Annotated in this window: 19 protein-coding genes; 14 read left to right on the top strand and 5 right to left on the bottom strand. The window is 70.4% G+C overall.

Annotation, left to right across the window (positions count from 1 at the left end):
- Nucleotides 1-31 precede the first annotated feature (31 nt).
- The 8 genes from QNO14_RS13505 (at nucleotide 32) to QNO14_RS13470 (ending at nucleotide 7,736) form a co-directional block, all read left to right on the top strand.
- Nucleotides 32-502: a hypothetical protein gene (locus QNO14_RS13505; protein ID WP_257505715.1), complete on the top strand. Its 471-nt coding sequence runs from the start codon at nucleotides 32-34 to the stop codon at nucleotides 500-502.
- Complete coding sequence (locus tag QNO14_RS13500) at nucleotides 502-726, top strand: helix-turn-helix transcriptional regulator (RefSeq protein ID WP_257494067.1); 225 nt, start codon at nucleotides 502-504, stop codon at nucleotides 724-726. Before QNO14_RS13505 ends, QNO14_RS13500 begins: the two co-directional genes overlap by 1 nt.
- Complete coding sequence (locus tag QNO14_RS13495) at nucleotides 723-1,736, top strand: NAD(P)-dependent alcohol dehydrogenase (RefSeq protein ID WP_257505714.1); 1,014 nt, start codon at nucleotides 723-725, stop codon at nucleotides 1,734-1,736. The genes QNO14_RS13500 and QNO14_RS13495 overlap by 4 nt, the downstream gene beginning before the upstream one ends.
- 152 nt (nucleotides 1,737-1,888) lie before the next feature.
- Nucleotides 1,889-2,776 (top strand): dimethylargininase, encoded by an 888-nt coding sequence (gene ddaH, locus QNO14_RS13490; protein WP_350338820.1) that lies wholly within the window; start codon nucleotides 1,889-1,891, stop codon nucleotides 2,774-2,776.
- A gap of 1 nt (nucleotide 2,777) precedes the next feature.
- A complete protein-coding gene (gene rocD, locus QNO14_RS13485; RefSeq protein WP_257494065.1) occupies nucleotides 2,778-4,001 on the top strand; it encodes an ornithine--oxo-acid transaminase in 1,224 nt (407 codons plus the stop codon).
- Between the two features lie 249 nt (nucleotides 4,002-4,250).
- On the top strand, nucleotides 4,251-5,978 hold the full coding sequence (locus QNO14_RS13480) for a circularly permuted type 2 ATP-grasp protein (RefSeq protein ID WP_257494064.1): 1,728 nt from the start codon (nucleotides 4,251-4,253) through the stop codon (nucleotides 5,976-5,978).
- Nucleotides 5,959-6,894, top strand: a complete 936-nt coding sequence (locus QNO14_RS13475; protein ID WP_257494063.1) for an alpha-E domain-containing protein — start codon at nucleotides 5,959-5,961, stop codon at nucleotides 6,892-6,894. The genes QNO14_RS13480 and QNO14_RS13475 overlap by 20 nt, the downstream gene beginning before the upstream one ends.
- Nucleotides 6,891-7,736 (top strand): transglutaminase family protein, encoded by an 846-nt coding sequence (locus QNO14_RS13470; protein WP_257494062.1) that lies wholly within the window; start codon nucleotides 6,891-6,893, stop codon nucleotides 7,734-7,736. The genes QNO14_RS13475 and QNO14_RS13470 overlap by 4 nt, the downstream gene beginning before the upstream one ends.
- A gap of 164 nt (nucleotides 7,737-7,900) precedes the next feature.
- On the opposite strand, the gene QNO14_RS13465 is transcribed toward QNO14_RS13470, so the two are convergent.
- Nucleotides 7,901-8,911 (bottom strand): LacI family DNA-binding transcriptional regulator, encoded by a 1,011-nt coding sequence (locus tag QNO14_RS13465; protein WP_257494287.1) that lies wholly within the window; start codon nucleotides 8,909-8,911, stop codon nucleotides 7,901-7,903.
- Between the two features lie 151 nt (nucleotides 8,912-9,062).
- Between QNO14_RS13465 and QNO14_RS13460 the strand changes: the two genes are divergently transcribed.
- The 4 genes from QNO14_RS13460 to rhaS all read left to right on the top strand — a co-directional run bounded on the left by QNO14_RS13460 (nucleotide 9,063) and on the right by rhaS (nucleotide 13,904).
- On the top strand, nucleotides 9,063-10,592 hold the full coding sequence (locus QNO14_RS13460; protein WP_257505711.1) for a sugar ABC transporter ATP-binding protein: 1,530 nt from the start codon (nucleotides 9,063-9,065) through the stop codon (nucleotides 10,590-10,592).
- A complete protein-coding gene (locus tag QNO14_RS13455) occupies nucleotides 10,589-11,626 on the top strand; it encodes an ABC transporter permease (protein WP_257505694.1) in 1,038 nt (345 codons plus the stop codon). The genes QNO14_RS13460 and QNO14_RS13455 overlap by 4 nt, the downstream gene beginning before the upstream one ends.
- Entirely contained in the window at nucleotides 11,623-12,711 is a 1,089-nt protein-coding gene (locus QNO14_RS13450; protein ID WP_257505692.1) for an ABC transporter permease, read from the top strand. Before QNO14_RS13455 ends, QNO14_RS13450 begins: the two co-directional genes overlap by 4 nt.
- 146 nt (nucleotides 12,712-12,857) lie before the next feature.
- Nucleotides 12,858-13,904, top strand: coding sequence for a rhamnose ABC transporter substrate-binding protein (rhaS, locus tag QNO14_RS13445; RefSeq protein ID WP_257494058.1), 1,047 nt, complete (start codon nucleotides 12,858-12,860; stop codon nucleotides 13,902-13,904).
- Between the two features lie 63 nt (nucleotides 13,905-13,967).
- Here rhaS and QNO14_RS13440 read toward each other — a convergent pair whose 3' ends face one another.
- Both QNO14_RS13440 and QNO14_RS13435 read right to left on the bottom strand, forming a co-directional pair.
- Nucleotides 13,968-14,117: a hypothetical protein gene (locus QNO14_RS13440; RefSeq protein ID WP_257494057.1), complete on the bottom strand. Its 150-nt coding sequence runs from the start codon at nucleotides 14,115-14,117 to the stop codon at nucleotides 13,968-13,970.
- A gap of 177 nt (nucleotides 14,118-14,294) precedes the next feature.
- Nucleotides 14,295-15,299, bottom strand: coding sequence for a LacI family DNA-binding transcriptional regulator (locus tag QNO14_RS13435; RefSeq protein WP_257494056.1), 1,005 nt, complete (start codon nucleotides 15,297-15,299; stop codon nucleotides 14,295-14,297).
- Between the two features lie 174 nt (nucleotides 15,300-15,473).
- On the opposite strand from QNO14_RS13435, the gene QNO14_RS13430 reads away from it, so the two are divergent.
- On the top strand, nucleotides 15,474-16,871 hold the full coding sequence (locus tag QNO14_RS13430) for a glycoside hydrolase family 5 protein (RefSeq protein WP_257505691.1): 1,398 nt from the start codon (nucleotides 15,474-15,476) through the stop codon (nucleotides 16,869-16,871).
- A 137-nt stretch (nucleotides 16,872-17,008) separates the two neighbouring features.
- Here the strand turns inward: QNO14_RS13430 and QNO14_RS13425 are convergent, their stop codons facing one another.
- Both QNO14_RS13425 and QNO14_RS13420 read right to left on the bottom strand, forming a co-directional pair.
- A complete protein-coding gene (locus tag QNO14_RS13425; protein ID WP_257505689.1) occupies nucleotides 17,009-18,649 on the bottom strand; it encodes an MGH1-like glycoside hydrolase domain-containing protein in 1,641 nt (546 codons plus the stop codon).
- A gap of 70 nt (nucleotides 18,650-18,719) precedes the next feature.
- Entirely contained in the window at nucleotides 18,720-20,039 is a 1,320-nt protein-coding gene (locus QNO14_RS13420) for an ABC transporter substrate-binding protein (RefSeq protein WP_257494053.1), read from the bottom strand.
- Between the two features lie 303 nt (nucleotides 20,040-20,342).
- Here QNO14_RS13420 and QNO14_RS13415 point away from each other — a divergent pair, with 303 nt between their 5' ends.
- Nucleotides 20,343-21,290: a carbohydrate ABC transporter permease gene (locus tag QNO14_RS13415; protein ID WP_257494052.1), complete on the top strand. Its 948-nt coding sequence runs from the start codon at nucleotides 20,343-20,345 to the stop codon at nucleotides 21,288-21,290.
- Nucleotides 21,291-21,300: the final 10 nt, after the last annotated feature.

Below are 21,300 nucleotides of genomic sequence, written 5' to 3'. Positions count from 1 at the left end.
GACACGGATGGCGCGCGGGTCGATACTCGGGGTGTCAAACATTCTTGACACCCTCGAGGAGGACGCCGTGGTCTACGAAGAACGCAACACCTGGGCGGGACTCATCGTCCTGCCCGTCGTGATGACGGCCTACGTCATCGCGATCCTGCAGGCTGCCGACGGCGGCCCGCTCGCCGAGGTTCGCTGGTGGCCGATCATGCTGTGGGCGATCGGCGGCGGCATCGTCGGCACGATCGTGGTGAGCATCGTGTGGGGGATCATCGCCGGTATGCGCGACCCCGACGGGGTCGGCGCCTCGGATCTGCGAGACCGCGACATCGCGCGCCTGGGTGACAGGGTCGGCCAGGCCTTCATGGTCATCGCCGGTCTCGGCGTGATCGTGCTGTGCGCCGTCGAGGCATCCTGGTTCTGGATCGCGAACACCATGTACCTCGGGTTCGCGCTGTCGGCTTTCATCGGCGGCATCGCGCAGGTCATCGCCTACCGCCGGGGCCTGGCCTGATGGTCAAGCCCACCAAGGTCACGAACGACATCCGCACGCTGCGTGAGGCGACGGGCCTGACCCAGGCCGAGCTCGCCCGCCGCATCGGGGTGACGCGCCAGACGCTCATCGCCATCGAGCAGGGCAAGTACTCGCCCACGCTCGAACTCGCCTTTCAGATCGCGCGCGTCTTCGAGCGGAGCCTCGACGATGTGTTCCAGTACCCCGAAGAGGGAGCATCATGAACACCGCTGCCGCAGTCCCCACCACCATGACAGCCTGGACGCAGCACCGCTACGGCGGCCCCGATGCTGTCGCGCCCGAACAGGTGCCGGTGCCCTCTCCGAGGCCGGACGAAGTGCTGGTGCGCATACACGCGACGGCACTGAACTCCGCCGATGCCCGGGTGATGCGGGGCGACCCGCTGATCCTGCGCCTGGCCTTCGGGTTGCGCCGCCCCCGCACCGCGGTGCAGGGCCGCGACATCGCCGGCACCGTCATCGCCGCCGGTACCGCTGTGACGACCCTGCAGGTCGGCGACGCGGTGCTCGGCGAGACCACCGGCGGTGGGCTGGCGCCCTACGTGGTGGTGCCCGCTGCGCGGCTCGTCCGGCGCCCGGAGGGCCTCGACGACCTCGTCGCCGCCACGCTTCCGATGGCCGGCGGCACGGCGTGGCAGGCGCTCGGCCTCGCCGGCATCGAGGGCGACGCGGCCGGCGGAGCGCGCGTTCTGGTCGTGGGCGCCGGCGGCGGGGTCGGGCACTTCACCGTGCAGCTGGCGGCGCTGCGCGGAGCCGAGGTCACGGCGCTCGCAGGCCCCCGCGCCCTTCCCATGCTCACAGCACTCGGCGCGACCACCGGGCTCGAGCATCGCCGCACCGATCTGTCGCAGCTCGCTGCGGCATCCTTCGACGCCGTCGTGGTCATCGCCGGCGACCATCCGCTGCGGCAGCTGCGCCGCCTCGTGCGCCCCCGGGGCACCGTCGTGCTCATCAGCGGTGGCAGCCGTCCCGTGATCGGGCCCCTCGGCGTGATCCTCCGCGCCATGGTGCTCTCGGTGTTCGGATCGCGGCGCCTGCGGCCACTTGCGGCGACGGCGAAACCGGAGGTCACGGCCGAACTCGCGGGCCTCGCCGCGGCGGGGGCCCTGAAGCCGCACATCGAGCGCGTGTGGCCGCAGGCAGAGGCCGGTGCGGCGCTCGCGCACATCGACGCGGCCCACACCGTGGGCAAGGTGGTCGTGCTCGGCGGGTGAGGGTCGCGGCCGGGGGAGGGGCGCTCCGGCATCCGCCATGTCACAATGGTCGCGGCGTGTCCGGATCGACCTTTCCCCGCGGCTGACGAAGCGCGGGTCGAAGGGCCCCCGGGCCAGGAGGACAGCGTCCGCCGCGTTTGCGAAGGAGCCGAATGTCCACGCACCCCACCCTCCAGCAGTCCCAGGCGACGCCCCATCCCGAGGTGCCTGAGCGCATCGCGCAGCACCGCCGCTACCTGATGTGCCGGCCGGAGCACTTCACGGTGAGCTACCGCATCAACCCCTGGATGGAGCCGGCGCGCCCCACCGACACGGCGAAGGCGCTGCGCCAGTGGCAGCAGCTGCACGACACGTACGTGCAGCTGGGCCACGACGTCGAGCTGATCGACCCCGTGCCGGGTCTTCCCGACATGGTCTACACCGCCAACGGCGGATTCGTCATCGACGGGCGCGCGCTGGGTGTGCGCTTCCGTGTCGCCGAGCGCCGCGGCGAGGAGCGGCCGTTCATGGACTGGTTCGCCGCGCACGGGTTCGACGTCGTCGAGCCGGTCGAGGTGCAGGAGGGCGAGGGCGACTTCCTGCTCGTCGGCGACACGGTGCTCGCCGGCACCGGGTTCCGCTCCGACGGAGCGAGCCACCGCGAGGTGGCGGAGGTCTTCGGGCGCGAGGTCGTGAGTCTCACCCTGACCGACCCGCGGTTCTACCACCTCGACACCGCCATCGCCGTGCTCGACCCGGTGGAGGGGCCGGGCGGGGTGGACCGCGCCAACATCGCGTATCTCCCTGGCGCCTTCGACGAGCGCTCGCGGGCCGTGCTCGCCGAGCGCTACCCCGACGCGATCCTCGTCGACGAGGCCGACGGCGCCGTCTTCGGACTCAACACCGCCAGCGACGGACGCAACGTGATCGTCTCTCCGCGAGCCGTCGGCTTCATCGCCCAGCTGCGGGAGCGCGGTTACGTCCCCATCGCCGTCGACCTGTCCGAGCTCCTGCTCGGCGGCGGCGGCATCAAGTGCTGCACGTTGGAACTGAGAGGCTGACATGACCGCCGTTCCGCCGAACCTCGACGCCGAGGCCGCACGGCTGATCGCCGTCGAAGACGAGCACGTCGCCCACACCTATCACCCTCTCCCCGTCGTGATCGCCGGCGGCGAGGGCGCCTGGGTCACCGACGTCGAGGGCAAGCGGTACCTCGACCTGCTGTCGGCGTACTCGGCGATGAACTTCGGCCACCGGCATCCCGACCTCGTCGCCGCCGCGACCGCCCAGCTCGGCCGGCTCACCCTCACCAGCCGCGCGTTCCACAACGACCGGCTGGGCCCGTTCGCCGCGGCGCTGGCGGACCTCTGCGGCAAGGACCTCGTGCTGCCGATGAACACCGGGGCCGAGGCCGTGGAGTCCGGCATCAAGGTCGCGCGGGCGTGGGCGTACCGGGTGAAGGGCGTGGCGCAGGATGCCGCGACGATCATCGTCGCGGGCGGCAACTTCCACGGCCGCACCACGACCATCGTCGGCTTCAGCGACGATCCCGTCGCCCGCGACGACTTCGGGCCGTACGCGCCGGGATTCGTCTCGGTGCCGTTCGGCGACGCCGCGGCGATCGAGGCGGCCATCGACGAGAACACCGCCGCCGTGCTGCTGGAGCCCGTTCAGGGCGAGGCGGGCGTCATCGTGCCGCCCGAGGGCTACCTGCGTGCTGTGCGCGAGATCTGCACCCGCCACGGCGTGCTCTTCATCGCCGACGAGATCCAGTCCGGCCTCGGCCGGGTCGGCACGACCTTCGCCTGCGACCGCGAGGACGTCGTTCCCGACGTGTACCTGCTGGGCAAGGCCCTCGGGGGCGGCATCCTGCCGCTGTCGGCGGTCGTCGCCGACCGCGACGTGCTGGGGGTGCTCCGCCCGGGAGAGCACGGCTCGACGTTCGGCGGAAACCCGCTCGCCGCCGCCGTCGGGGAGCGGGTGGTGCAGCTGCTCGCGACCGGCACGCTGCAGACGCGCGCGGCGGCCCTCGGGAAGCACCTCGAGGACACGCTCGCCCCGCTCGTCGGCCACGGCGTGACGGAGGTGCGCGTCGCGGGCCTCTGGGCAGGCGTCGACATCGACCCCGCGCGGGGCACCGGCCGCGAGGTCGCCGAGCGGCTGCTCACCCGCGGCGTGCTGGCGAAGGACACCCACGGGCAGACCATCCGGCTCGCCCCTCCGCTGGTCGTCCGCGCCACCGAGCTCGACTGGGCGGTGGAGCAGCTGAAGGTCGCGCTCGGCTGACGCCGCGGCATCCGCCCCTTCCTCCCGGGAACAGGCGAACTCACCGGTACAGGAGAAACCCGCGCGGAACGTCCTGTGCCGGTGATTCCTCCTGTGTGGGGGAGCGCCGGATCGAGGGGATTGCCGCCGGCGAACCCGAGGGACAGCGGATGCCGTGAGCGCCGGTCTCCTCCGCCCGAGGCGGGGTCGCGCTGTCAAGTCCTGCGGCTCGAAACATCACCGCAATCCGCCGCGGATAGGGTGATTCCCATGGGTGACTTGTTCGACGGCTACGGTTCGACTCTGGCGCCGCGCAAGACGCCGTCGGGCGTCCCCGCGTTCGACGAGATGTTCGGCCACCCCGACGGCTCCGGCGCGCCGGTGCCGTCGCGTCGCGCCTACCGGGAGCTGTACCAGGCGCTGGCGCAGATGACCCAGGAAGAGCTGCGCGGGCGCACCGATTCGCTCGCGAGCTCGTACCTCGCCCAGGGCGTCACGTTCGACTTCGCCGGCGAGGAGCGACCGTTCCCCCTCGACGCCGTGCCGCGCATCATCGACTATGACGAATGGTCCCGCATCGAGGCCGGCGTCAAGCAGCGCGTTCTCGCGCTGGAGGCTTTCCTCGACGACGTGTACGGCCACCAGCACTGCGTGCGCGACGGCGTGCTGCCGGCGGGGCTCATCGCCTCGTCGCAGTACTTCTACCGGCAGGCCGCCGGCATCCACTCCGCCAACGGTGTGCGCATCCAGGTCTCGGGTATCGACCTCATCCGGGACGAGCACGGCGAGATGCGGGTGCTGGAGGACAACGTGCGGGTGCCGTCGGGCGTCAGCTACGTCATCTCCAACCGTCGCGTGATGGCCCAGACGCTTCCCGAGCTCTTCGTCTCGATGCGGGTGCGCCCGGTCGGGGAGTACCCCAACAAGCTGCTCGCGGCGCTGCGCGCCTCGGCCCCGCCCGGCGTCGAGGACCCCAACGTCGTCGTGCTGACCCCCGGGGTGTACAACTCCGCGTACTTCGAGCACACGCTGCTGGCGCGGCTCATGGGCGTGGAGCTCGTCGAAGGGCGGGACCTGCTCTGCACCGGCGGCAAGGTCTTCATGCGCACCACGCGCGGCCCGCAGCGGGTGGACGTCATCTACCGGCGCGTCGACGACGACTTCCTGGACCCGCTGCAGTTCCGTGCCGACTCGATGCTGGGTGCTCCGGGACTCATGCTCGCCGCGCGCCTGGGCAACGTCACCATCGCCAACGCCGTCGGTAACGGCGTCGCGGACGACAAGCTGCTCTACACGTACGTCCCGGACCTCATCCGCTACTACCTGGCCGAGGAGCCCATCCTCAAGAACGTCGACACCTGGCGCCTGGAAGACCCGGGCGCGCTCGAGGAGGTGCTCGACCGCCTGGACGAGCTGGTCGTGAAACCCGTCGACGGGTCGGGCGGCAAGGGGCTCGTGGTCGGGCCGGACGCCTCGCCCGCCGAACTCGACAAGCTGCGCACCCGGCTGCGTGCCGACCCGCGCGGCTGGATCGCGCAGCCGGTGGTCATGCTCTCGACGATCCCGACGCTGGTCGAGGACGGCATGCGCCCTCGCCACGCCGACCTTCGTCCCTTCGCCGTCAACGACGGCGACGAGGTGTGGGTGCTCCCCGGAGGGCTCACGCGCGTCGCCCTTCCCGAAGGCCAGCTGGTGGTCAACTCCAGCCAGGGCGGCGGTTCCAAGGACACCTGGATCGTCGGCGGGGCGGCACCGCGCCACGTCGAGTACGGCCAGCGTCACGGCCGCGACGTGGCGGATCTCGTCGCCGACCAGGCCACGACCGAGTCGATCCCCGTCATCTATGACGGCCAGCCCGCGCCGGTGCACGGCCCCCAGGACAGCCCGGCCGCGCGCTCGGAGCAGCAGGAGCAGCAACAGCAGCAGGGCGAGCGGCCGGCGGGCCGCGCTCCTCGCGCAACGACCGAGGAGGCGGCGGATGCTGTCGCGGATCGCTGAGTCTCTCTTCTGGATCGGCCGCTACATCGAGCGGTCCGACGGCACCGCCCGCATCCTCGACGTGCACCTGCAGCTGCTGCTGGAGGACCCGTGGATCGACGAGGACACCGCGTGCCGGTCGCTGCTCAGCGTCATGGGGTCGATTCCGCCGGACGATGACCTTGAGAAGGTCGAGCGCCAGGACGTGCTGGCGCGCCTGGCCGTCGACCGCACGAACTCGTCGAGCATCGCGTTCTCGCTGCAGGCGGCGCGTGAGAACGCCCGCCGCGCGCGCGAGATCGTCTCGACCGAGCTGTGGGAGACCCTCAACACGACCAACTCCCGCATGCCGCGGCGCCTGCAGTCCGAGAAGGTGCACGAGTTCTTCCAGTGGGTGCGTGAGCGCTCGGCGCTCGCCGTCGGCATCGTGGACTCGTCGACGAGCCGCGACGAGGCATGGCAGTTCTTCACCCTCGGCCGCAGCATCGAGCGCGCCGACATGACGGCCCGCATGCTCGCCACCCGGTCGCTGACCGAGGCATCGGGTCCCTCGTGGACGACCATTCTGCGTTCGTGCGGCGCGTACGAGGCCTATGTGCGCACGTACCGCGGCATGCCGAGCTCGCGCAACGCGGCGGAGTTCCTGCTGCTGGACCGGCTCTTCCCGCGGTCGATCATCTACTCGATCCAACGGGCCGAGGAGTGCATGAGCGCGATCGACCCCCGCGCCGACCGGGTGGGCCACTCGAATGCCGTGCTGCGTGCACTCGGGCGCATCCGCAACGACCTGGAGTACAGCCCGATCACCGACATCCTCGGTGAGCTGCCCGAGCACATGGAGCGGGTGCAGACCGTGACACGCGAGGCGTCAGAGGCGATCCGGCAGCGGTTCTTCCCGACGCAGGCCGAGCCGAGCTGGATCGGAGAGATCTCATGATGCGCCTGCGGATCGAGCACGCCACCGGCTTCGCGTACCCGGGAGAGGTGTCGGCGTCGTACAACGAGGCGCGCATGCTGCCGGTGTCGACCGAGAACCAGTTCGTGCTGAGCTCGTCGCTCGACATCGAGCCCTCGACGAGCGTCAACCAGTACGTCGACTACTTCGGCACGCGCGTCGCATCGTTCGACGTGCTGTCGGGGCACAGCGCCCTCAGCATCACCGCCCGCTCGCTCGTCGAGGTGCGTCCGCGGCCGATGGAGAACCCCGAGATGCTCTGGGAGGAGCTCGCTGCCGAGGCCCAGAAGTCGATCACCACCGTGGAGATGCTCGTGCAGACACCCCGCACGGCGCCACACCCCGAGGTGCTGCAGCTGGCCCGCACGATCGTGCAGGAGCACGACAACCCCGGTGAAGCCGCCCGCGCGATCGCCGTGGCCGTGGGCGAGGCCGTCGAATACGTCTACGGCAGCACGGGTGTGCACTCCACTGCAGCGGAGTCGTGGGACAAGCGGTCGGGTGTGTGCCAGGACATGGCCCACATCACCCTCGGCGCGCTCCGGTCGGTCGGGATTCCGGCCCGCTACGTCTCGGGATACCTGCACCCCGACCCCGATGCCGAGGTGGGGGTCGCCGTGGTGGGGGAGTCCCACGCGTGGGTGGAGTGGTTCGCCGGGGACTGGCACGGGTTCGACCCGACCAACAACGTCGAGATCGGCGAGCGGCACGTGCTCGTGGGCCGTGGCCGCGATTACAACGACGTCCCTCCGCTGCGCGGCGTCTACGCCGGCGCACTGACGAGCGACCTGCACGTGCAGGTGACGATCACCCGCGAGGCCTGACCCCGCTCGCGAGTGAGTATTCGCGCTGCCGAGTGAGTATTCGCGCTGCCGAGTGAGTATTCGCGCTGCCGAGTGAGTACTCGCCTCGCCGAGTGAGTACTCGCCTCGCCGAGTGAGTACTCGCCTCGCCGAGTGAGTATTCGCGCCGCCGGAGGGCCTGACCCTCAGCGCCCCGCCGTCGACGCCCGCACGACGAGTTCCGGCGGGAAGACGGTCTGCCGCGGCACGCTGTCGGGATCGGCCGCTTCCTCGAGCAGCACGCGCAGCGCCGTGCGCCCGATCATGCGGCTCGGCTGCCGGATCGACGACAGCGGCACCGCTGCCGCGGCGGCGAACGGGATGTCGTCGAACCCGATCAGCGCGATGTCACCGGGCACCACCGCACGTCCGTCGACCACGAGCGACTGCAGCAGCCCGAGCGCGAGCAGATCGTTGGCGGCGAAGAGCGCGTCGGGCCACTCACGGCGGGGGCGTGCCAGCACCCGCGCGCCGGCGGCGACCCCCTCCTCGACGGTCATGCCGGACGTCGCGATGACCTCCAGCCCCACCCGCTCGCTCGCATTGTCGGCGGCCGCGCGGGCGCCCGCGAGCCGGTCGTTGACCTGACGGATGTCGAACGGCCCCCCGACGAACGCGATGCGCCGTCGCCCGCCCGCGATGAGGTGCTCCACCGCGAGGCGGCCGCCCGCGACGCTGTCGACCGACACCGACGAGAACCGCCCGTCGGCGCTGAAGCGATCGACGAGCACGGCCGGGATGCCGCCGGAGCGCAGCCGCTGCAGGCGCGCGGTGATGTCGCCGTACGGGGCGATCAACAGCCCCCGCACCTGCTGCTCCTGGAAGAGGTCCAGGTACACCTTCTCGCGCCCCGGATCCTCGTCGGTGTTGCCGTAGAGGATCGCGATGCCGTGACGCGTGGCCTCGTCCTCGGCGCCGCGCACGACGTCGGTGTAGAACGGGTTCTGCCCGTCGAGCACCACGAATCCGACCGTCGTGCTGACCCCGGCCCGCAGCTTGCGCGCCGCGTCGTTGCGCACGTACCCCAGGTCTTCGATGGCCCGGGTCACCCGCTCCACCGACTCGGCGGACACCTCGCCCGGACGGTTGAGCACGTTCGAGACGGTGCCCACGGACACGCCCGCGCGCACTGCCACGTCGCGGATGCTCGCCGGCATCGCGTCCTCCCACTCCGTCGTCGGGGTCACGATTCGGTCACCGGTCCGACGCCTTCTTGACCCCGGTGCCCTGAGGTTCATACAGTAGCCTGAACTCCCCTGAATCGATTCAGGAATTTTGGAACCCGCAACCTCGATGGAGAGGATGGCCATGGCATCCGCAGCCGACCAGACGGGGCACCCTGCCCTGGTGCTCCGGCGCGTCGTCAAGTCGTTCGGCGCCGTGGTGGCGCTGCGCTCGGGCAGCCTCGCGCTGGACTTCGGCTCGATCCACGCACTCATCGGCGAGAACGGCGCCGGCAAGTCCACGCTCGTGAAGATCATCGCGGGGCTCTACCGCCGCGACTCGGGCGACGTCCTGCTGAACGGCGAGCCCGTCGACTTCGGCAGCACGGCTCAGTCCAAGGCGGCCGGCATCGCCGTGATCTACCAGGAGCCGACCCTCTTCCCCGACCTGTCGGTCACCGAGAACATCTTCATGGGGCGCCAGCCCGTCACCCGCCTCGGGCGCATCGACCGCAAGGCGATGCGCGACGAGACCGAGCGGCTCTTCGCACGCCTCGGCGTCTCGCTCGACCCCGACCGCATCACCGAGGGTCTGTCGATCGCCGATCAGCAGATCATCGAGATCGCCAAAGCCATCTCATTGGATGCCAGGGTGCTCATCATGGACGAGCCGACCGCCGCCCTGTCGGGTGTGGAGGTCGAGCGGCTCTTCGCGGTGGCGCGGAGCCTGCGCGACGAGGGCAGGGCGCTGCTGTTCATCTCACACCGGTTCGACGAGGTCTTCGCCCTGTGCGACACCGTGACGGTCATGCGCGACGGCTCCTACGTCGACACGACGGCGATCGCCGACACCACGGTCGACGAGCTCGTGCGCCAGATGGTCGGCCGCGACGTCACCGACCTCTTCCCCAAACTCCCCGCCGAGGTCGGCGAGGTCGTTCTCGACGTGCGCGGCCTCACCCGCGCCGGGGTGTTCCGCGACGTGTCCTTCCAGCTGCGCGCCGGTGAGATCGTGGGGCTGGCCGGCCTCGTCGGAGCCGGACGCAGCGAGGTCGCCCGTGCCGTCTTCGGCGTCGACGCGTATGAGAGCGGATCGGTCGTTCTGCACGGTTCGGCCCTCCCCAAGGGGAACCCGCGCGTGGCGATCGCCCGCGGCATCGCGCTGGTGCCGGAGGACCGCCGCCGGCAGGGGCTCGTGCTCGACGACGGGGTCTCCCGCAACATCACCCTCGCCATCCGCTCGCGACTGGCGCGCTGGGGCCTCATCTGGACGGGCGCGGAGAACCGCGCCGCCAAGCTCTGGGCGAGCCGACTCGAAGTGAAGGCCGCAGCCCTCGACACCGAGGCGGGCACCCTGTCGGGCGGCAATCAGCAGAAGGTGGTGCTGAGCAAATGGCTCGCCACCGAGCCGACGGTGCTGATCGTCGACGAGCCCACGCGCGGCATCGACGTCGGCACAAAGGCCGAGGTGCACCGGCTGCTCAGCGAACTCGCGCAGCAGGGGATCGCGATCCTCATGATCTCGTCCGAGCTGCCGGAGGTGCTGGGCATGGCCGACCGGGTGCTCGTCATGCGCGAGGGGCGCCTCACCGGAGAGTTCGCCCGCAGCGAGGCGACACCCGAGGCGATCATGTTCGCGGCGACGGCGGATGCCGGTGCGGAGGCGGCGGCATGAGCGCGACCCTGACCCGCCCGGCCCCCGCCGGCGGCGCCGCCGGCGCCGTGGTGCGCCGCGTCGCCCGCGCCCGCGAGACCGGCATCGCGCTGGCGCTCATCATCGTCATCGTGGCGGCGACCGCCGCCAACCCCGGGTTCGTCTTCTCGGGCGACGGGTTCCGCGACCTGCTCCTCACCCCGTCGCTGCTGCTGCTCGTGGCCGTCGGCCAGGCCTTCGTCATCATCACCCGCAGCGTCGACCTGTCGGTCGGCTCGATCGTCGGGCTCACCGCCTACCTCACCGGGCGGCTCTTCATCGACATTCCCGGCATCCCGATGATCGCGGTCTTCTTCGGCGGCATCCTGCTCGGCGGGCTGCTCGGTGCGATCAACGGCATGCTCGTGGCCTGGGCCAAGGTGCCGGCGCTCGTGATCACCCTCGGCACGATGTACGTCTACCGGGGCCTCAACGTCGCGTGGACGGGGTCGGACCGCATCAACGCGTCGGATCTGCCGCGGAACTTCCGCGGCCTCGGCACCGAGCAGCTGCTCGGCATCCCGGTGCTCACCGTGATCGCCGTCGTCGTGCTGATCGCCGCGGCCTGGTACCTGCGCAACACCCGGGGTGGGCGCGAGTTCTACGCCATCGGCTCGGACCCGTCGGCCGCGCACCTCTACGGCTTGAAGGTCAGCAGCCGGATCATCACGGCGTTCGTGGTGTCGGGCGCGCTGTCGGGGCTCGCGGGTGTGCTGTACGCCGCGCGGTACGGCACGGTGAGCTCGGCCGCGGGCACGGGGTGGGAGCTGCAGGCGATCGGCGCGGCCGTCATCGGCGGCGTCGCGATCTCGGGCGGCGTCGGCACGGTGTGGGGCGCGGCGATCGGGGCGTTCCTGCTGCTGACGATCAACCGGGCGCTGCCGATTCTCGGCATCGACGACTTCTGGCAGCGCGCCGTCGTCGGCGTGCTCATCATCGGGTCGATCGTGCTCGATCGCGTGCTCGCGGTGCGTCAGCACCGAAGACTCGTCGCCCAACGTGAGGAGGCCCGATGACCGTCGCGACCGAGACCGTCCCGGTGCGGCTGTACGCCCCGCACGCCCGCCCGGCGTGGCGCCGCGTGCTGCTCACGCGCGAGTCGGCGATCATCGGCATCCTGCTGCTCGTCGTCGTCGTCGCGCTCCTCACGGTGCGCAACTTCGACAGCCCGCTGACGGTGACCTACCTGCTGCGGGACGTCGCGCCGATCCTGCTCATCGCGCTGCCGATGACGCTCATCATCATCACCGAGGAGATCGACCTGTCGGTGGCATCCGTCGTCGGGCTCGCCAGCGTGACGACCGGCATCCTCACTCAGGGCGGCGTGCCGTTCGCGCTAGCGGCGGTGCTCGCGATCATCGTCGGGGCGATCGCCGGAGCGCTGAACGGGTTCCTCGTCACCGTCGTCGGACTGCCGTCGCTCGCCGTCACGATCGGCACGCTGGCGCTGTTCCGTGGCATCGCCGTGGGGCTCTTGGGCACGACGGCCGTCACGGACTTCCCCGAGGAATGGACCGACCTCGCCAAAGCCAACATCCCCGGCACACCGATCCCCGGGATCATGGTGCCCTTCATCGTGCTGGCCATCGCCTTCGCGGTGCTGCTGCACTTCACTCCGTTCGGCCGGTCGCTCTACGCCATCGGTCTCAACAAGGAGGCGGCCCACTTCTCGGGTATCGACGTCGGGCGGGCGAAGTTCCTGCTGTTCGTGATGTCGGGGACGGTGTCGGGCTTCGCAGGCGTCTACTTCACGCTGCTGTACTCCAACGCGCGCGGCGACAACGCGATGGGGATGGAGCTGCAGATCATCGCCGCGGTACTGCTGGGCGGGGTGTCGATCTTCGGCGGACGCGGGGCACTGCACGGCGTCATCGCCGGCGTGCTGCTGATCGGCACGCTCGGCAGCGCTCTGCGCCTGGCGGGGATCACCAGTGACATCATCAACGTCATCACCGGCGTGCTGCTGATCGTCTCGGTCGTCTCGGCCAGCGTGCTGGCCTGGGTGCACGCCCGCCGCACCGCCGCCGTCGGCCGGCGGCGGGGGCTGCGCGCCGCGGAGCGCGCCGGCGGACGGGGGCCGGGGCGCGCGCCGCAGGGGTGACGCGCCCGCATCGCGGCATCCGCCGGTTTGCGGCATCCGCCCGGTTTGCGGCATCCGCCGGTTTGCGGCATCCGCCCGAGTGCTCCATTCACGACCACCGACCTGAACACACCCGCGAGAACCTCGCACCACGGAAGGAAACACAGATGTTCGCAATGAAGCGCACGCGGCGCGCAGGGATCGCCGCCGCTCTCGCCCTGGGCGTCACGCTCGCCGCCGCAGGATGCTCCGGCGGAGGCGGCGGTGGCACGGGAGGCGGTGACGCCGGCGGCGAGGATGCCGAGGTGTCGATCACGATGCTGCCGAAGAACCTGGGCAACCCGTACTTCGACACCTCGACCGGCGGCGCCGAGGAGGCGTCGGAGGAGTTCGGCGGCACCTTCGAGGAGGTCGGGCCCAGTGAGGCGTCGCCGACGTCCCAGGTCAGCTACATCCAGACCGCGGCGCAGCAGGGGGTAGGCGGGCTCATCGTCTCGGCGAACGACCCCGAGGCCATCTGCGACGCGCTCGATGAGGCGCGGTCGGCCGGCGTCAAGGTCGTCACCTTCGACTCGGACACCAATCCGGAATGCCGCGACCTGTTCATCAACCAGGCGAGCCCCGAGGGCATCGCCCAGGTGCAGGTGGATCTGATCGCGGAGCAGATCGGTGGCGCGGGCCAGATCGCGATCCTCTCGGCTTCGGCTAACGCGACCAACCAGAACACGTGGATCGAGCTGATGGAGGAGGAGCTGGCGGCGAGCCACCCCGACATCGAGCTCGTGCAGGTCGTCTACGGCGACGACGACGACCAGACGTCGTTCGACCGCACGGCGGCGCTGCTGCAGACCTACCCCGAGCTGAAGGGCATCGTGTCGCCGACCACCGTCGGGATCGCCGCGGCCGCGCGGTACCTGTCGACGTCGGATTACAAGGGCACGGTCGCGCTGACCGGCCTCGGCACCCCGAACCAGATGCGCGAGTACGTGGATGACGGCACCGTGACCGCGTTCGCGCTCTGGAACCCGGCCGACCTCGGCTACCTGGCAGCGTTCGCCACGCAGGCGCTCGTGACCGGCGAGATCGCGGGCGAGGAGGGCGACACCTTCGAAGCGGGCAAGCTCGGCTCGTTCGAGGTCGGCCCTGACGGCGGCGTTCTGCTGGGCGACCCGTTCGTGTTCGATGCGGAGAACATCGGCGACTTCGACTTCTGAGTCGCTGCGGCGAGGGGCCGGTCCGGATGCGTCCGGGCGGGCCCCTCGTCATGTCATGTCACATCAGGACGCCGGGCTGTCGGGGTCGAGCGTCTTGAGCGTCTCCTCCTCGGCCGGGTTGTCGGCCTGCAGTCGGTTCTCGGTGCTCTCGTCGCCGCCGAGCGGCGCGTCTTCGTCGGTGGGTCCCTGGGCGTTGTCGCGATCCTGGTTCATGCCGCCACGCTAGGCCGCGAGCCCCCGCGGCGCACCGGGCTTGCATTCCCCGCCGAGTGAGTATTCGCGCCGTCGAGTGAGTATTGCGAGCGTCGAGTGAGTATTCGTCGCGAATACTCACTCGGGCACGCGAATACTCACTCGGGAACGCGAATACTCACTCGGGCACGCGAATACTCACTCGGCAGCGGGGGGAGGGGCCGTCGAGCGGCGCACCTCCAGGCGGGGCTGGAAGACGACGTTGTGCTCGGGCGGCATCCCCGCCATGAGCGCCTGCATCCGCGCCCAGGCGAGCGTGCCCAGCACGTCGTGCGGCACCGAGGCGGTCGTCAGCGACGGCGACAGGAACCGCGCGAACGGGATGTCGTCGAAACCCGTGACCGACACATCGTCGGGCACCCGGATGCCGCGCTCCACGAGCCCATGCACGAGTCCCACCGCGACGAGGTCGTTGAACGCGAGCGCCGCGGTCGCCCCGGAGGACATCACGGCCTCGACAGCCGCAAGCCCGTCTTCGCTGCCCGCGCCCCCGGCGACGTGGGTGATCGTGACGTCTTCCACCGTCTCGGCGAAGTCGCCGAGACCCTTGATGCGGTTGGCGTTCGCGACGCCCTCGGGACCTGCGACGTACACCAGCCGGCGGTGGCCCAGCCCGTACAGGTGCTGCGCGATCAGCTCGAACCCGGCCCGTGAATCCACCGACAGCGTGGGCGCAGTCACCCGCGGGCTCGAGCGGTTCATCAGCACCACGGGTCCGAGTGTCGCCGTCGCCCGCTCGAGATCGTCCTCGCTCATGCGCGGCGCGCACAGCACGATGGCGTCGCAGCGGCTGCGCACCTCGGCGGCCAGCACCGGCTCATCCGCGGCGGACTCGGCCGAGTCCGCCACCAGCACCCGGTAGCCGTCGGCGGCGGCAGCCTTGCTCAGCCCCGCGAGCACCGTCTGGAAGGCCGGGTTGGCGAGGTCGGGCACGAGGAAGGCGATCGCCTTGGTCTTTCCGAGCGCGAAGCTGCGCGCCAGGTGGTTGGGCGAGTAGTTCAAGTGCGCGGCCGACGCCCGCACCCGCTCGCCGACGTCGGGATCGCCCAGGAAGCGACCGTTCATGACGCGGGACACCGTCGCCGGCGACACCCCCGCGTGCGCAGCCACGTCGGCGATCGTCGTCGCACCTGTCTTGGCCATCGGCTCCCCTCCTGGCCGAGGCGCCGTCGCCCCGGTCTTGCACCCATCCTAGGACCGTGAAACCGGTTTCCCGACACCGCACGCTGGCCGCACATAACGCCCGCGCACCACGCGCAACCACGCGGGAAAGCGGTTTCTTGTAAGGTGGAAACGCCCACGACCCGAAGGAGCGCCGTGACCACTCTCGATTTCCTCTCCGTCTCCGGAACCGACCTCGTCGACACCGCGGGCACGCCCGTGCGGCTGGCCGGCGTGGGGCTCGGCGGCTGGATGAACATGGAGAACTTCATCACCGGCTACCCCGGCGACGAGGGCACCATGCGCCGGCTCCTGCGCGATCGCATGGGAAGCGAGGCGTACGAGGCGTTCTTCGAGGCGTTCTCGCGCGACTTCTTCGACGAGGCGGATGCCGCACACCTGGCATCCCTCGGGATCAACAGCGTTCGCATCCCCTTCAACTACCGCCACTTCGAAGACGACCAGGCGCCCTTCGAGCTGAAGGAGGAGGGCTTCGCGCGGCTCGACCGCGTCGTGCGCCTGCTCGGCGAGCACGGCATCTACTCGATCCTCGACCTGCACGCCCTGCCTGGCCGACAGAACCAGCACTGGCACAGCGACAATCCCACGCACATCGCCGAGTTCTGGAATCAGGGCCATTTCCAGGACCGGGTCGTGCACCTGTGGGAGGCCCTCGCCGACAGGTACAAGGACCGCCCCGAAGTCGCCGGGTTCAATCCCATCAACGAGCCGAGCGACCCGACCGGCGAGGCGCTGCCCGCCTTCTACGAGCGCCTCGAGGGCGCGATCCGCGCGATCGACGCCCGCCACATCCTCTTCCTCGACGGCAACAAGTACTCCACCGACTTCTCCTTCCTCGACGCCCGCACCGAGCCGATGGCCAACACCGTCTACACGGCCCACGACTACGCGCTGCCGGGCATCACGAGTGCGACGGCCTACCCCGGCGTCACGCGCGGCGAGTACTTCGACCGGTCCGTGGTGGAGCAGACGTTCCTGCGCCGCACCGAATACATGCGCCGCACCGGCACCCCCATCTGGATCGGGGAGTTCGGCCCGGTGTACTCCGACGACCGCTCGCAGGACGCGTGGCGCCTGCAGCTGCTGCGCGATCAGCTGGAGATCTACCGCGAGCACGGCGCGAGCTGGGCGCTGTGGACCTACAAGGACATCGGCCTGCAGGGTCTGGTCTCGGCGCGCGCGGACAGCGCGTACCTCGAGCTCGTCGGCGAGGTCGTGGAGAAGAAGCGCCGCCTGGGCGTGGACTCGTGGGGCGGATCGGATGCCGGCGTCCGCGACGTGCTCGACCCCATCGACGCGCTGTTCGACCGCGAGTTCCCCGATTACCGCCCGTATCCGTGGGGGCGTCAGCCGCACATTGCGGTGCTGGTGCGGCACATCCTGTTCGCAGAGCCGCTCGCCGGGGAGTTCGCCGACCGCTTCCGCGGCGTCGATCCGCAGCGGGCCCGCGACCTGGCGGCATCCTTCCGCTTCGACGCGTGCGAGGAGCGCGTGGGGCTCTCCGCCGTGCTGCGCGAGCACCTGCGCGGCTGAGTCCGCGGCTCTCCGGCCGCTGCTCGCCTGTCGCGATCTGTCGCTGTTCCTGCCGTGAACCGACAACATGCGACAGGCGAGCGGCGTATGGGCCGAGGCGAGCGGCTTATCCGAGGCGGCAACTGGCGCAGGCGCGCTCAGAAGCGGGGCGGAGTGAAGCCCGGTGCCGTGCGGGCGCCGAGGCGACCGCCGGCCAGCGCCACGCGTTCGTTCGGCGCGAGGGTGAGGGGGACCTCGTCATCGCCCACGTGCAGGATGCCGGCGACCGGCCCGGCCGCCAGGCCGACGACCGCCAGGCCGACGACCGCCGCCGGCTCGCCGTCCGCGCCGAGGACGACCCGCCAGCCGCGCGGGAATTGCAGCCACCGCACGCCGTCCCGGTGCACCTCGATCGCCTCGTCGTCGCCCACGAGCTCGTAGTGCACCCCCGCCACGGTGCGGGCGGCACCCGTGGCGGTCGCCGCCTGACCGTGGGCGAGCCGTGTCGGCGTCAGCCCGCTCAGCCACACCTCGCCGTCGGGGCGGGGGAGGATGCCGGCGTCGCGCTCGAGCGTGTCCAGCAGCCACAGGATCGAGGGGGAGTACACCTCGGTGTAGCCGGCATCGGCCGTGGTCGGGTCGTAGCACTGGGCGAACCGGTCGTGCCCGGCCATCGCCGCCAGCAGCGGGGCGTGCGTCAGCGCGAGCTCCGCGACGCGGCCGTGGTGCTCGAAGGCGTGCGCGGCGCGCAGCAGCGTCAGCGCGTTCACCGGTCCCGCCCACGAGTTGCGGGTGTGGTCGCCGTCGAATCGTGGATCGTCCATCGCGATGGAGGTGAACCCGGCGAGCGACAGGAAGCGGCGCGTGTTCATGAGATGGTCTTCGAGCGCTGCGGCGAAGACGTCGTCGTCGCCGATCTCGCAGGCGAGCACCCGGAGCAGCACGTCGGAGTCGACCCGCACGTGGCTGCCGCCGGCGGCGCGGTCGTAGAACATGCCGTCCACGTGGCACTGGGCGTGCAGCGCGGCGCGCGAGGCGGCCGCCTTCTCGCGCCACGGCGCGGCATCCTCACCGAGTTCCGCGGCGATGAGCGCGAGATATTCCCGCTGACACGCGACGTTGGCGGTGAGGTCGGGGGCCACCACCGGCAGCAGCGGCACGCCGGGGTCGAAGGCCGTGGCATCCCCTCGATGACAGCGCTCGGGCATGTGCCAGAAGCGCGGCGACAGGTCGTGGCCGGTGTCGTAGGTGCAGAAGGCTTCGACGCCGCCGGTGCCGCGGGTGTCCCGGTGCGCGGCCAGCCACGCGTCGTTGCGCACCATCGCGTCGTGCATGCGGGCGAGGTAGTCGCGGTCGCGCCCGGTGAGCAGGTAGTGGTTCCACACGCACCGTGCCAGCGGCGTGACGGTCTGGATCTGCGTGAACGCCGGGCCGTCGGCGGTGACCTTGTACGGCAGCAGACCGTCGGAGCGCTGGGCGTCGGCGAAGGCGAGGTGCGTGGCGCGGGTCACCGACGGTGCGAAACGGTCGAGCATCTCGGCGTTGATCGTGGCCGTGCTCTCGAGCCACGCGCCGTGGTAGACCCCGCCCTCGTGCAGCAGCGGCGCACTGCTGCCGATGGGGGCGATGCAGGCCCGCAGCTCCCGCCAGGCCTGCTGCCAGCGCTGCTCCAGGCCGCCCCCGAGGGCGACGAAGCGGATGCCGGTGGCGTGCACCTCACGGGCGACGGGGTCGTCGGCATCCGTCAAGGGCGCGTCGGCCTGGCGCAGCCGGGACAGCGCGGTCTGGATCGGTGTCATCGGTCCCTCAGCTCCTCGGAACGCGGAATGGGCGGGCTCCCCGTCGGAGAGCCCGCCCATGCCGGTGCGGTCAGTCGTTGGCGAGCGCCGCCGACAACTCTTCCACCCACTGGCGGGCGCCGTCCTCGGGGCTCGTGTTGCCGAAGAGGATGTCGGACTCGATGCGCTGCGACAGCTCGTTGAGCATCGCCCCGCCCGCCGGCTGCGGCGGTGCCTCGACGCCCACCTCGAGGATGGTGCCCACGTACTCGGCGGACAGCGCGTCGGCGGGCGCGAGCAGCGGCTCCACGACGGCGAGGGTGTCGGGGTTGAACGGCAGACCGCGGTTGGCGAGGATCAGCTCGGCCGGCTCCGGCTGGTTCAGCAGCCAGTCGACGAGGAGAGCAGCCGCTTCGGGGTGCTTCGACTCCGACGCGATGGCCCAGAACTGGGACGGCAGGACGGCGACGCCCGAGACGCCCGTCGACGACGGCGGGGTGAGAAGCTGCACCTCGGCACCGGTGCCGCCCTGGTAGGCGCCGATCTGGTTGCTGTAGGCGAACGTCATGCCGGCCTTGCCGGTGCCGAAGAGCGAGAGGTCGGGCGTGACGTTCCAGTGCTCGACGATGACCGACGGGTCGGGAAGGCCGCCGGCCTCGACGAGCTCCTGCTCCATCTCGTACCACTGCTGGATCACGTCGGCGTCGACCGAGAGCTCGCCGTCCCAGTCGTAGATGCCGGTCTCGGTGTACTGGGCGGCATAGGTGCCCAGCACGTCCTGCACGCGCAGATCGAGCCCGACGATGCCGTCGCCGGCGTTGGCCGAGATCTCGTTGGCGGTCTCGGTGAAGTCCTCCCAGGTCCAGGATGCGTCGGGGAGCTCCACTCCCGCCGCCTCGAAGATGGTCGGGTTGATCAGCACGCCGATCGCGTTGCCACCGGTGGGAAGGCCGTAGAGGGTGTCGTCGACCATCGCGCTGCTGAGCGTGAACTCCGGGTAGGCGTCGGTCGGCAGCTGCTCGCTGACCGTCGAGAGGTCCAGCAGCGCGCCGGCCGCGCCGTACTCCTGGGGCTTGGCGCCACCGAGGGCGAAGACGTCGGGCGCGGTACCCGAGGCGAAGTCGGTGGCGAGGCGGTTGAACAGGTCGTCGGGGGCGCCCACGGGCTGCTCGACGACCGTGATGTTCGGGTATTCCGCTTCGAACAGGTCGATCGCCTCGGCCATGATCGCCGACCGCTCGTCGTTGCCCCACCAGGCGATCTGGAGTTCGATCTCCTCTTCGGGGTCGAAGCCGCCGCCGCCCTCGGGGGCGGGATCGGCGCCGCCGGCGCAACCGGCGAGAGCGAGCGCCGTGACGAGAAGGGTCCCGGCTGCTGCGCGGGCCGCGATGGGTCGTGCTGAACGCGTCATTGCGCCTCTTTTCGTGTCGTGTCCCCGGGGGCCGGTTCCGGCGCCCCGCGCCCGGGGCGGGTGCCACCGAACGCACGCGGCATCCGAAGAAACCGCTTTCACCGGAAAGTAGCAGCGGGTACGAGCGGTGTCAATTGTCGTTGCAACGTCGTTATGCAACCGGATGCCACGAGTCGCTGCGTATGCCTGTGATTACAGACCGCACGAGGTGTTTGACGCCATCGGCTTTCGTGGTCCATACTTATCGGCGCACGTGAAAGCGGTTTCTCCACACGTGCCCTGAACGAGGACGAGGAGGTCTCCGTGAGCAGCATCGGCGAGTTGCGCAACATCGCACGCCAATCGCGCGGCACGGCCGGCGCACGGGGCGGTCGCAACCGCAACCCCGACAACAAGGCGGGGTACATCTTCCTCGCACCGTGGCTGATCGGCGTCGTGGTGTTCACCATCGGGCCGATGCTCGCGTCGCTGTACCTCGCGTTCACCGACTACAACCTGCTGCAGCCGCCGCGCTGGTCGGGCCTCGACAACATCGTCGAGATGATGGGCGACGCCCGCCTGTGGAATTCGCTCCGCGTCACGCTGGTCTACGTCATCGTCTCGGTGCCGCTGCAGCTCGCCCTGGCCCTGGCCGTCGCGATGCTGCTGGATCGCGGCATGAAGGGCCTGGCCTTCTACCGGTCGGTCTTCTACCTGCCGAGCCTGCTCGGTGGGTCGGTGGCCATCGCGATCCTCTGGCGTCAGGTCTTCGGCAAGGACGGGATCGTCAACTCGTTCCTGGCCGTGTTCGGCATCGAAGGCCCCGGATGGATATCTCATCCCGACTACGCACTCGCGACGATCATCATCCTTCACGTCTGGACGTTCGGGTCGCCGATGGTGATCTTCCTCGCAGGGCTCCGTCAGATCCCGGAGATGTACTACGAGGCCGCCCAGATGGACGGCGCCGGCAAGATCCGCCGGTTCTTCTCGATCACCTTCCCGCTGCTGACGCCGATCATCTTCTTCAACCTGGTGCTCCAGATCATCTTCGCGTTCCAGTCGTTCACGCAGGCCTACATCGTGTCGGGCGGCACGGGCGGTCCGTCGGATTCGACCATGTTCTTCACCCTCTACCTCTACAAGGAGGCCTTCACCGAACTGAACATGGGGTACGCCTCGGCCATGGCGTGGTTCCTGCTGCTGATCATCGGCGGCTTCACCGCCTTCAACTTCTGGCTGTCGAAATTCTGGGTGTTCTATGACGACTGAGCAGCCCGGC

Source organism: Microbacterium sp. zg-Y625 (assembly GCF_030246925.1).
In the GTDB taxonomy this organism is placed as follows: domain Bacteria; phylum Actinomycetota; class Actinomycetes; order Actinomycetales; family Microbacteriaceae; genus Microbacterium; species Microbacterium jiangjiandongii.
Note: the sequence above shows the minus strand (reverse complement) of the source record. Positions and strands in the feature narration are given on the sequence as shown.